The organism is Amycolatopsis sp. 195334CR (assembly GCF_017309385.1).
Taxonomy (GTDB): Bacteria; Actinomycetota; Actinomycetes; order Mycobacteriales; family Pseudonocardiaceae; genus Amycolatopsis.
This window is the reverse complement of sequence record NZ_JAFJMJ010000001.1, coordinates 1,660,668-1,671,824: the sequence shown is the minus strand read 5'-3', so window position 1 is coordinate 1,671,824 and position 11,157 is coordinate 1,660,668. Positions and strand designations below refer to the sequence as shown.

The 11,157-nt window shown below is 71.4% G+C and carries 12 protein-coding genes; 9 read left to right on the top strand and 3 right to left on the bottom strand.

Translation table 11 applies throughout. The features are described 5' to 3' along the window. Positions 1 to 39: 39 nt before the first annotated feature. Complete coding sequence (locus JYK18_RS08105) at positions 40 to 639, bottom strand: TetR/AcrR family transcriptional regulator (RefSeq protein ID WP_206801512.1); 600 nt, start codon at positions 637 to 639, stop codon at positions 40 to 42. 65 nt (positions 640 to 704) lie between these two features. On the opposite strand from JYK18_RS08105, the gene JYK18_RS08100 reads away from it, so the two are divergent. The 3 genes from JYK18_RS08100 to JYK18_RS08090 are packed head-to-tail and all read left to right on the top strand — an operon-like array spanning position 705 to position 4,590. Then, positions 705 to 2,207, top strand: a complete 1,503-nt coding sequence (locus JYK18_RS08100) for an MFS transporter (RefSeq protein WP_206801511.1) — start codon at positions 705 to 707, stop codon at positions 2,205 to 2,207. Positions 2,208 to 2,236: 29 nt separating this feature from the next. After that, positions 2,237 to 3,949 (top strand): SDR family oxidoreductase, encoded by a 1,713-nt coding sequence (locus tag JYK18_RS08095; RefSeq protein WP_242579009.1) that lies wholly within the window; start codon positions 2,237 to 2,239, stop codon positions 3,947 to 3,949. A 17-nt stretch (positions 3,950 to 3,966) separates the two neighbouring features. Then, on the top strand, positions 3,967 to 4,590 hold the full coding sequence (locus JYK18_RS08090; protein WP_206801510.1) for a TetR/AcrR family transcriptional regulator: 624 nt from the start codon (positions 3,967 to 3,969) through the stop codon (positions 4,588 to 4,590). Here the strand turns inward: JYK18_RS08090 and JYK18_RS08085 are convergent. Next, positions 4,580 to 5,695: a citrate synthase 2 gene (locus JYK18_RS08085; protein ID WP_307795819.1), complete on the bottom strand. Its 1,116-nt coding sequence runs from the start codon at positions 5,693 to 5,695 to the stop codon at positions 4,580 to 4,582. The genes JYK18_RS08090 and JYK18_RS08085 overlap by 11 nt on opposite strands. Before the next feature lie 283 nt (positions 5,696 to 5,978). On the opposite strand from JYK18_RS08085, the gene JYK18_RS08080 reads away from it, so the two are divergent. The 6 genes from JYK18_RS08080 to JYK18_RS08055 are packed head-to-tail and all read left to right on the top strand — an operon-like array spanning position 5,979 to position 10,377. Then, positions 5,979 to 6,281: an urease subunit gamma gene (locus JYK18_RS08080; protein ID WP_206801508.1), complete on the top strand. Its 303-nt coding sequence runs from the start codon at positions 5,979 to 5,981 to the stop codon at positions 6,279 to 6,281. 12 nt (positions 6,282 to 6,293) lie between these two features. Beyond that, complete coding sequence (locus JYK18_RS08075; RefSeq protein ID WP_206801507.1) at positions 6,294 to 6,584, top strand: urease subunit beta; 291 nt, start codon at positions 6,294 to 6,296, stop codon at positions 6,582 to 6,584. Between the two features lie 2 nt (positions 6,585 to 6,586). Beyond that, positions 6,587 to 8,305, top strand: a complete 1,719-nt coding sequence (locus JYK18_RS08070) for an urease subunit alpha (protein ID WP_206804090.1) — start codon at positions 6,587 to 6,589, stop codon at positions 8,303 to 8,305. Further along, positions 8,305 to 8,970, top strand: coding sequence for an urease accessory protein UreF (locus JYK18_RS08065; RefSeq protein WP_206801506.1), 666 nt, complete (start codon positions 8,305 to 8,307; stop codon positions 8,968 to 8,970). Before JYK18_RS08070 ends, JYK18_RS08065 begins: the two co-directional genes overlap by 1 nt. Further along, a complete protein-coding gene (gene ureG / locus JYK18_RS08060) occupies positions 8,960 to 9,670 on the top strand; it encodes an urease accessory protein UreG (protein WP_206801505.1) in 711 nt (236 codons plus the stop codon). The genes JYK18_RS08065 and ureG overlap by 11 nt, the downstream gene beginning before the upstream one ends. Further along, on the top strand, positions 9,667 to 10,377 hold the full coding sequence (locus JYK18_RS08055) for an urease accessory protein UreD (RefSeq protein WP_206801504.1): 711 nt from the start codon (positions 9,667 to 9,669) through the stop codon (positions 10,375 to 10,377). The genes ureG and JYK18_RS08055 overlap by 4 nt, the downstream gene beginning before the upstream one ends. Before the next feature lie 72 nt (positions 10,378 to 10,449). Here JYK18_RS08055 and JYK18_RS08050 read toward each other — a convergent pair whose 3' ends face one another. Further along, positions 10,450 to 11,067, bottom strand: a complete 618-nt coding sequence (locus JYK18_RS08050; protein ID WP_206801503.1) for a TetR/AcrR family transcriptional regulator — start codon at positions 11,065 to 11,067, stop codon at positions 10,450 to 10,452. Positions 11,068 to 11,157 lie beyond the last annotated feature (90 nt).

Genomic DNA, 11,157 nt, shown 5'->3' with positions numbered 1-11,157 from the left:
TCGGGTGGAACGCGGCTGTCGGCCGATCGATGGACAAGCTCAGCGCGGGACGAGCAGTTCCCGGAGCGCGAGGTCCAGCGAGGCGAGCAGGCTGGTGTGCACCTCGCCGCCGGGTTCGGCGTGCAGCATGCGGCTGGCCAGGCCCTCGGTCAGCGCGATCACCAGCTCGGCCAGGTGCTCGGTGGGCAGGTCGGCGCGGAAGTCGCCGTTGTCCTGGCCGTACCGGATGAACTCGGTGGTCACCTCCACGGTCCACGCGTAGTCCTCGCGGATCTTGTCCGCCCACTCGGGCCGGGTCGCGGCCTGCGCGGTGAACGCCAGGATCACCAGCAGTTCGGACCGGCTCTGCGCGTCCAAGGGGAGGGCGGCGAGGACGTGCCGCCGCAGCACGTCGAGGATCGGGCCGGAGGTGTCGAGTTCGCGCCACCGCTCGACCAGCACGAGGCCGGTCAGGTCGAAGGCCTCGCGCAGCATTTCCTCCTTGGTGGCGAAGTACTTCTGCACCGCGCCGGCGGAGATCCCGGCCTCGGCGGCGACCGCGCGGATGCTCACCGCCTCGATGCCCTCGCGCGCGACGAGGGTGAGCAACGCGGCGGCGATCTCACGCTTGCGCTCGGCTCGGTCGACCACTTTGGGCACTTCGCCACCGTACCTTGACGCCGGGTTTAGGATACGATCGTATTCTCAAACCAGGGGGACGGGCAATGACTTCCGCGACAAAACCGGCTGAACGCACCCGGCTGGCGGCCGGGCTGACCAAGGGGCCGGCCGAGGTGCTGGACTTCTTCCTGCCGTTGTGGGCGGGCAGTCACCTGGCCGCGTCGGCGGCGGAGGTCGGCGCGCTGACCGCGCTGGAGACGCTGGTCTCGTTCGCCGTGCGCCCGGTGGCGGGCGCACTGGCCGACCGGTTCGACCGCGGCAGGCTGGCCGCCCTCGGCGCCGTCCTCTATGGACTGTCCTTTGTGGTGTACGCGGTGACGCCGGCGATGGGGTACGCCTACGGCGCGGCCGTGCTCGGCGGTGCCGGTGGGGCGTTGTTCTGGGTGGCGCTGCGGGCCCGGGTCGGGGAGGGGCTGCGCGACGACGACGGCGCGTTCAGCAAGCTGTTCGCCGCGGAGGGCACGGGGACCTGGATCGCCTTCGTCGCGGCGATGTCGCTCGTCGCGCGCATCGACTACCGCGGGGTGTTCGCGCTCGGGGCCGTCGCCTGCCTGGTCGCGGCGGTGGTGCTGGTGCTGTCCCCGCCGCGGGGCGCGCCGCTCCCGGAGGACGCGCCGAGGTTCCGCGAGCTGGGCGGGCGGATGTGGCCGATGCTCGGGCTGGTGGTGGTCACCGCGCTGGCCGAAGCCGGGGTCGCGTTGCTGCTGCTCATGCACCTGCAACGGGGGCACCAGCTGGAGCTCGGTGAGATCGCGGCGGTGTTCCTGCCCGGGTTCATCGTGTACAGCCTGCTGCCGGACCACCTGCACCGGGTGGTGCGGCGGATCGGGCGGCGGAAGGTGCTGTCGCTGGCGATGGTGAGCAGCGCGGTGTTCGCCGCGGGGCTGTCGTTCGCGCCGAACCCGCCGGTCATCGCCGTGTTGTGGGTGCTCTCGGCGGCCGCCTTCGCCGCGGCGGTGCCGGTCGAACAGGCCATCGTCGCCGAGGCGGCGGGGATCAGCCTGGGGCGCGGGATGGGCATCTACGAAGGCGCCACCCTGCTCGGCGCGACGATCGGGACCTTCAGCGCGGGCCTCCTGTACGCCGCGGGCGGGGGTTGGTGGATGGCCTGCCTCGGCGCGGCCGGACTGCTGCTGGTGACCTCGCTGCTGGTACCGGGCGCGGTGACGAAGGTGGGGGTGCTGGACCGCCCGGTGGAACCGGTCGCACCGACTGAACCCGCGCCGACCGAAGCCACCCCCGAGCTGCGGCCGGAAGCCGAGGTCGAGCCGCCACCTGAAGCCGGGGTGGAGGGTGGTGAGGCTGCCAAACGGGGTGGCGGTTGGCACTACTGGGCCGTCCATGCCGCCGTCTTCGCGGTAGCGCAGGTGGGACTGGCGATCGCCGGGTTCAGCTGGCCCCTGGCCGCCCTGAACAGCACCGACCTCAACTTCATCCTCAACGACAGCGGCCACTGGCTCCTCAACGCGGGCCGCATCTGGTGCCTCATCTTCCTCATCGACACCGTCTGGACCGCCATCAGCCTCCTCCGGACGAGGGATGGCTGACTTGCTGACAATCTGTCTAACATGACGAGATGTCTCACAAGTGGGTGACGGCCAACGACGGCGTGCGGCTCTCGGTGCGGGAGTCGGGTCCCGCGGACGCACCGGTGGTGCTGGCGGTGCACGGCTATCCGGACAACAGCTCCCTGTGGGACGAAGTCACCGCCGAGCTGCGCGGCCTCTACCGCGTCGTGGTCTACGACGTGCGCGGCGCCGGCGAGTCCGACAAGCCCAAGCCGACCCGCGCGTACCGGCTCGACCAGCTCGCCGCCGACCTCGCCGCGGTCGCCGACGAGGTCAGCCCGGACGCCCCGGTGCACGTGCTCGCCCACGACTGGGGCTCCATCCAGGCCTGGCACGCGGTCACCGGCGAGTGGGCCCCCGGCCGGATCGCCTCGTTCACCTCGATCTCCGGCCCGAGCCTGGACCACGCCGGCGCCTGGTTCCGCGCCCAGCTGACCCGGCCGACGCCGAAGCGCCTGCGCAACGCGCTCAACCAGCTCCTGCATTCCCAGTACATCACCGCGTTCCAGCTGCCACTGCTGCCGGAGTTGTTGTGGCGCACCGGGTTGATGCGCAAGCTGATCGCCAGGATGGAACCCGCCGAGGCCGCGCCGAAGGTGTCCGACGGCGTCCACGGACTCAAGCTGTACCGCGCGAACATGCTGTCCCGCCTCGGCCGTCCGGCACCGCGTGAGGCGACCATGCCGGTGCAGGTGCTCGCGCCGACCGGCGACGGTTTTGTCAGCACCCCGCTCCAGACCGAGATCGCCCGCTGGGTGCCGGACCTGCGGGTCCGCCGGATCACCGGCTCCCACTGGGTCGTCCGGTCGAAGCCGGGTCTGATCGCCCGCGCCGCCACCGAACTGATCGAGCACGTCGAGGGCGCCCCCGAGGCGCGGGCGCTCGCGCGGGCCAGGGTGCACGCCAAGGCCCGCGGCCGCTTCGCGCACCAGCTCGTGGTGGTGACCGGGGCGGGCAGCGGGATCGGCCGCGCCACCGCGCGGGCCTTCGCCGACGAGGGCGCCGAGGTGGTGGTCACCGACATCAACCCGCAGGCCGCCGCCGAGACCGCCCGGCTGGTCCGCGGTCATGAGTACACAGTGGACTCTTCCGACGGGGAAGCGGTGCACGCCTTCGCGAAGGCGGTCCGCGCCGAACACGGCGTGCCGGACATCGTGGTGAACAACGCGGGCATCGGCATGTCCGGCCCGTTCCTCGACACCGGCGTGGACGACTGGGAGCGCGTGCTCGACGTGAACCTGTGGGGCGTGATCCACGGTTGCCGCGCCTTCGCCGAGCAACTGGTGGAACGCGGCGAGGGCGGGCACATCGTGAACCTCGCGTCGATGGCCGCGTACCTGCCGTCGAAGATCCTGCCCGCGTATTCCACCTCGAAGGCCGCCGTGCTGATGCTGAGCGAATGCCTGCGCGCGGAACTGGCCGCCGAGCGGATCGCGGTCACCGCCATCTGCCCGGGCATCGTCCACACCGGGATCACCGACCGCACCCGGTTCGTCGGCGTGGACGAGGTCGAGCAGCGGCGGCGGCAGCGCAAGAGCACCAGCCTGTACGCGAAGCGGAGCTTCGGCCCGGAGAAGGTGGCGCGCGATATCCTGCGCGCCGTGGAGAAGAACGCGGCCGTCGCGCCGTCCACTCCGGAGGCGAAGGCGGCGCTCGTGCTGTCCCGGTTGACGCCGGGCGCGCTGCGGGCCGCGGCCAGGCTGGACCTCACGCCGAGGTGAACCGCAAACCCCGGCGCATGTCGCGCGAGGCGCGCCGCGACGACCTGATCGCCGCGGCGCTCGACCTGTTCAGCACCAGCCCGCCCGAACAGGTCTCGGTGGACGACATCGCGGCGCGGGCCGACGTTTCGCGCCCGCTGTTCTACCGCTACTTCTCCAGCATCCGCGAACTCCAGGTGGCTGCCCTGCGCACGGTCACCGACGGCTTGATCGACCGGCTCGCGGTCCGCGCGGAAGGCGATCCGCTGGACCGGCTGCGGGCGGTGGTGCGCGGCCTGATCGCGGTGGCGGGCGAGTACCGCGCGGGCTACATCGCCTTGCTGCGCAGCGGATCCGTGATCGCCACCTCGGAAACCGAGGCGCTGGTGGACCAGGTGCGCAACCGCGCGGTCGAGCTGATCCTCGCCGAGGCGGGGGTGGCCGAGCCGTCACCGCTGCTGCTGGTCACTCTGCGCTGCTGGACCGCGGTGGTCGAGGGCACGCTGCTGAGCTGGCTGCAGGAAGGCACGCTACCCCGCGACGAGCTGGACACCTGGCTGGTGGACCAGCTCGTCGCGATGCTGGCGGTGACCGCCACCCACGATCCGGCGGCTGTGGCGGTATCTTTTGCCTCGCCACGGCGCGACCTCCCTACCGGCTGACGACCGAGTCCCAGCCCTCGACCTCTTCCGGCTGACGCGGGCCGGGGCCGACGTACTTGGCCGACGGGCGCACCAGGCGGCCGGTCTTCTTCTGCTCCAGGATGTGCGCGGCCCAGCCCGCGGTCCGCGCCGAGCTGAACATCGCGGGCATCATGTGCAGCGGGACCTGCGCGAAGTCGAGGATGACCGCGGCCCAGAACTCCACGTTCGTCTCGATCGCCCGGTCCGGACGGCGTTCGCGCAGCTCGGCCAGCGCGGCCTGCTCCAGCGCGGCGGCCACCTCGTACCGCTCGGCACCCAGCTCGCGGCAGGTCCGGCGCAGCACCCGGGCCCGCGGGTCCTCGGCGCGGTAGACCCGGTGGCCGAAGCCCATCAGGCGTTCCTTGCGGTCGAGAATGCCCTTGACCACGGCCCGCGCGTCACCGGTGCGCTCGGCCTCGGCGATCATCGGCAGCACGCGGGCGGGCGCGCCACCGTGCAGCGGGCCGGACATGGCGCCGATCGCGCCGGACATCGCCGCCGCCACGTCCGCGCCGGTCGACGCGATCACGCGGGCGGTGAAGGTGGAGGCGTTCAGGCCGTGCTCGGCGGCCGAAACCCAGTAGGCGTCGACGGCCTTGACGTGCGCCGGGTCCGGCTCGCCGCGCCAGCGGACCATGAACCGCTCGGTGATCGTCGAAGCCTCGTCGACGCGCGACTGCGGCACGGCGGGCTGGCCGATCCCGCGCGCGGACTGCGCGACGTACGACAGCGCCATCACCGACGCGCGGGCCAGCTGCTCGCGGGCGTCCTCATCGCTGATGTCCAGCAGCGGCTGGTAACCCCAGATCGGCGCGAGCATGGCCAGCGCGGCCTGCACGTCGACGCGGACGTCACCGGTGTGGACCGGGATCGGGAACGCCTCGGCGGGCGGCAGCCCCTGGCCGAACTTGCCGTCGACCAGCAGGCCCCAGACGTCGCCGAAGGTGACCTTGCCGGCCAGGTCCTCGATGTCCACCCCGCGGTAGCGCAGCGCGCCGCCGTCACGATCGGGTTCGGCGATTTCGGTGCGGAAGGCGACCACACCTTCCAGGCCAGGGCGGAAGCCGTCGTCCGTGTCGCTCACGGGAGCGGGAGGTGCTGGTGATACCGGCGCTGTCGTCACTTGAGTGGAACCTTTCGATGCGCGTTCCCCGAATGATTTGGCGTGCGTGGCGCGTCAGGGAACGGCACTTGCGCCCCAGCGCGCGATGGACAAACCATCCTCCTGTTACCGGCTGGGATCAATCGAAAGAAGTCGTGCTTTCGGTCACGATTACGAGAACGATTCAGACGATCGGGTGTCCCGGACGTAAATCCTGTGTTTCCAGGACGCGCACCGGCGGTCTCGCGGTGATAAACCTCTACGCATGCACCTCTCGCCGCAGGAACGGGACAAGCTGCTGGTCCACGTGGCCGCGGACGTGGCACGCCGCCGGCTGGAGCGCGGGGTGAAGCTGAACTACCCCGAGGCCGTCGCGTTGATCACCGACCACGTGCTCGAAGGCGCGCGGGACGGGCGCACGGTCAGCGAGCTGGTGGCCAGCGGCCGGACCGTGCTCAGCCGGGAGCAGGTGCAGGACGGCATTCCCGAAATGGTCGACTCCGTGCAGGTGGAGGCCACTTTCCCGGACGGGACCAAGCTCGTCACCGTGCACGATCCGATCGTTTAGGGGGCGCGGCGCATGCGGCCAGGAGAGATCATCACCGGCGAGGAGCCGGTCGAGCTGAACCCCGGGCGCGACCGGGTGGTGCTGCGGGTGCGCAACACCGGCGACCGGCCGGTGCAGGTCGGCTCGCACTACCACTTCGCCCAGGTCAACCCGGCCCTGGAGTTCGACCGCGACCAGGCCGCGAGCCGCCGCCTCGACATCCCGGCCGGTACGTCGGTCCGCTTCGAACCGGGCATCGAGCGCGAGGTGTCGCTCGTCCCGATCGCGGGCCGTGGCGTGGTCCCCGGACTCAGGAAGGCGTGACCGTGCCCCAGATCGACCGCGAGCGCTACGCCGAACTGTTCGGCCCGACCGTCGGCGACCGGATCCGGCTGGCCGACACCGATCTGCTGATCGAGGTCACCGAGGACCGCAGCATGGGCCCGGCTTCGGGCGACGAGGTGCTCTTCGGTGGCGGCAAGGTGATCCGCGAGTCGATGGGCCAGGGCATGGCCACCCGCGCCGAGGGCGCGCCCGACCTGGTGATCACCGGGGTGGTGGTGCTGGACCACTGGGGCGTGGTCAAGGCCGACGTCGGCGTGCGCGACGGCCGGATCGTCGGCATCGGCAAGGCGGGCAACCCGGACACCATGGACGGGGTCGACCCGGCGCTGGTGATCGGCCCGGCCACCGAGGTGCTGGCGGGCAACGGGAAGATCCTGACCGCCGGCGGCATCGACTGCCACGTGCACTTCATCTGCCCGCAGCTGGTCGACACCGCGCTGGCCGCCGGGCTGACCACGCTGGTCGGCGGAGGCACCGGCCCGGCGGAGGGCAGCAAGGCCACCACGGTCACGCCCGGCGCCTGGAACCTCGGCCGCATGCTGCGGGCGATGGACCAGCTGCCGATCAACGTTCTGCTGCTGGGCAAGGGGAACACCGTGCGCGCCGACGCGCTGCGCGAGCAGCTCGCCGCCGGGGCGGGCGGGTTCAAGCTGCACGAGGACTGGGGCACCACGCCCGCCGCGATCGACACCTGCCTCACCGTGGCCGACGAATCCGGCGTCCAGGTGGCGATCCACACCGACACGCTGAACGAGGCCGGCTTCCTGGAGTCCACTGTGGACGCCATTGGCGGCCGGTCGATCAACGCGTACCACACCGAGGGCGCCGGCGGCGGGCACGCGCCGGACATCATCCAGGTGGCCGGCCTGCCGAACATCCTGCCGTCGTCGACCAACCCGACCCGCCCGCACACCGCGAACACCCTCGACGAGCACCTCGACATGCTGGTGGTCTGCCACCACCTCAACCCGTCGGTGCCCGAGGACCTGGCCTTCGCCGAGAGCCGCATCCGGCCGACCACCATCGCCGCCGAGGACGTGCTCCACGACCTGGGCGCGATCTCGATGATGAGCTCGGATTCGCAGGCGATGGGGCGGATCGGCGAGGTGGTCATCCGGACCTGGCAGACCGCGCACGTGATGAAGCGCCGCCGGGGCGCGCTGCCCGGTGACGGCGCGGCGGACAACCTGCGGGCGCGTCGTTATGTCGCCAAGTACACGATCAACCCGGCGATCGCGCACGGCATGGACGCCGAGATCGGTTCCGTGGAGGTCGGCAAGCTGGCGGATCTTGTGCTGTGGGAACCGAAGTTCTTCGGCGTGCGGCCGCACGTGGTGCTCAAGGGCGGGTTCGCGGCGTGGGCGGCGATGGGGGACGCCAACGCGTCCATCCCCACCCCGCAGCCGGTGCTCGCGCGGCCGATGTTCGGTGCGTCGCCGGTGGTCGCCGCGGAGACCAGCCTGACTTTTGTTTCGGCGGAGGCGATCGAGGCCCGGATCGGGGAGCAGCTCCGGCTGACCAGCCGGGTGGTGCCGGTGGCGAACACCCGTCGACGAGGCAAGGCGGACATGGTGCTCAACGACGCGCTGCCGGACATCCGGGTGGAGCCGGACAGCTTCGCGGTGCACGTGGACGGAGAGCTGATCGAACCGCAGCCGGTCGACGAACTGCCGATGGCCCAACGGTACTTCCTGTTCTGATGGATGTTTCCGCGCTCATCCTCGCCGACTCCCGGTTCCCCGGTGGTGGCCACGTGCACTCCGGCGGGCTGGAGGAAACCGTGGTGCGCAAGCTGGTGCGCACCGAGCGCGACCTGCCGTCGTTCCTCAGTGGACGGTTGCGGACGGCGGGGGTGCTGGCGGCTTCGTTCGCCGCGGCCGCGTGCTGCCAGTCGGACTGGGAACTGCTGGACACCGAACTCGACGCTCGCACACCTTCTGCCGCACAACGGGAATCCTCCCGCGCGCAGGGGCGTGGCACGGCCCGGGCGGGCAAGGTCGCCTGGCCGTCGCCGGTGCTGGACGAGTTGCTGCGGGTCACCCCGCGCCCGCACCACCCGATCATCGTCGGCGCGCTCACCGGGATCGCCGGGGGAGCACCGGTCGACGCCGCGCTGGCCGTGGCCTACCTCGCGGTGAGCGGTCCGGCGAGCGCGGCGGTGCGCCTGCTCGGGCTGGACCCGTTCGTGGTGAACGCCGTGGTGGCCCGGCTTTCCGGGGAACTGCACGCGGTCGCCGACGAAGCGGCCGCGGTCGCGGGGGAGGACCCCGCCGAACTCCCGGCGCCGGGAGCCCCCGCGCTGGACCTGCTCGCCGAAGCGCATTGGCGCGGACACAAGGAAGAGGTGCGTCTCTTTGCCAGCTGAAGGACACGGCCACGGGCACGGTCACGTGCACCCGGTCAACTTCGATCCCACCGCCACCGAACCGGACCAGTTCCCGGCCGCGTCGATGGACGGGCGGCCGTACCGGATCGGCATCGGCGGCCCGGTCGGCAGCGGGAAGACCGCGCTGGTCGCCGCGTTGTGCCGGGCGCTGGCCGGTGAGCTGAACCTGGCCGTGGTGACCAACGACATCTACACCACCGAGGACGCCGAGTTCCTGCGCAAGGCCGGGGTGCTCGACCCGGAGCGCATCGAGGCGGTGCAGACCGGCGCGTGCCCGCACACCGCGATCCGCGACGACATCACCGCGAACCTCGACGCCGCCGAGCGGCTGGAGGAGCGGTTCCCCGGGCTCGACCTGATCATCATCGAGAGCGGCGGGGACAACCTGACCGCGGTGTTCAGCCGCGGGCTGGCCGACAGCCAGGTGTTCGTGGTCGACGTCGCCGGGGGTGACAAGGTCCCGCGCAAGGGCGGGCCCGGGGTCACCACGGCGGATCTGCTGGTGATCAACAAGATCGACATCGCCCATCTGGTCGGTGCGGACATGGAGGTGATGACCTCGGACGCGCACCGGATGCGCGGGGAGCTGCCGGTGATCACGCAGTCCCTTGTGGACACGCCGAACGCGCCCGCGGTGGCCGACTGGGTGCGGTCGCTGGTGCCGGTCCGCGCGGGGTGAAGGCCACCGCGCGGCTGGTCGCCGAACTGGATGCCACCGGGCGGACGGTGTTGCGGGAGCTGCGGTCGATGGCGCCGCTCACCCTGTTCCCGCGCCGGCGGTCCACTTCGGACGCCTTGGTGCACCTGGTCAACTCGGCGACCTCGCCGCTCGGCGGGGACGAACTCCGGCTGGTCGTGCGGGTGGGCGCCGGCGCGCGGCTGACCCTCTCCGGGGTGGCCGCGACGCTGGCGCTGCCCGGCCCGTTCGGCGAGGCGAGTTCGTCCATTGTGGAGGTTGTGGTCGAGGAGGGCGGGTGGTTTTCGTATTTGCCCGAACCGACCGTGGTGACCGCCCGCGCGCGGCATGTCGCGGAGCTGCGGGTTTCGTTGTTTGGGGATGCCGCTTTTCGGGCGCGTGAGGTGCTGGTGCTGGGCCGCGAGGGCGAGGCGCCGGGGCGGTTGACCACCACGCAGCACGTGGTGCGGGACGGCCGGGCGGTGCTGAGGCAAACCCTCGACATCGGCGACCCGGCGCTGGGCAGGAGCCTCGCCTACCTCGCCGGACGCCGGGTACTGGCCACGGAAATCCTGCTGCTGGAGGAAAAACCGGTGGATCCGGCGGGCGGTGAGTGGTGGTCGGTAAGCCCGCTGCCCGGCGGCGGCGCCCTGGTGACGGCCCTCGCGGACAACACAGTGGACGCGGAGCGCTTACTCGCACTCGCCTGACCGGTGCCTTCGCCGCGGCGGCTGGCTGCTTGCGCGTGATGCGACGGCGGGTGCCTTCGCCTCGGCGGCTGCTTACTGCCGCGTGATGGCGGCGAGCATGATCCCCTTCAGCTCTGCCGCGATTTCGTCCACGGGCAACGGTGGTTCATGGGCCTGCCACTCTCGCAGCAGGCCAGTGGCCGCGCCCACCAGGGCGATCGAGGTCAGCCGGTAGTCGCGGGAGGGGGCGAGATCGTGCCGCGCGGCGCGTTCGGCCTCGGTGGCGATGAACTCCGCCCAGCGCGTCACCCAGTCCTGGTGCTGGCGCTCGAGTTCGGGGCTGACCCCGACCGCCTCCACGTAGTTGAGCCGCGGCAGGCGGGGATCGGAGGTCACCGTGGCGACGAAGACGTCCAGCGCCGCGGCGATCCTGGTGACCGCGTCCACATCGGCCAGTTCGTCGAGCTTGGCGCCGACGCGCTGGTAGGCGGCCTCGTTGATCCGCGCGTGCAGGGTGAGCAGGAGCTGCTCCTTGCTGCTGAACTCCTCGTAGAAGTTCCGGGTGGACACCCCGGCGTCGGTGCACAGCCTGGCGATCTTGGTCTGCGCGTACCCGTCCGCCGTGAACCGCTCCAGCGCCGCGGCGAGCAGCTTCTCCCGTCGCTCCGCGCGACGTTGCTCCGGGGCCACTCCGCCGTAGGTGCGAACCACCTGGCCTCCAACCGGTGAATTTCGGTAACCGCGATTGCCAAATTATAGCGGGCGGCCTACATTGCGAAAATCCTGATTTTCAAACCTCGG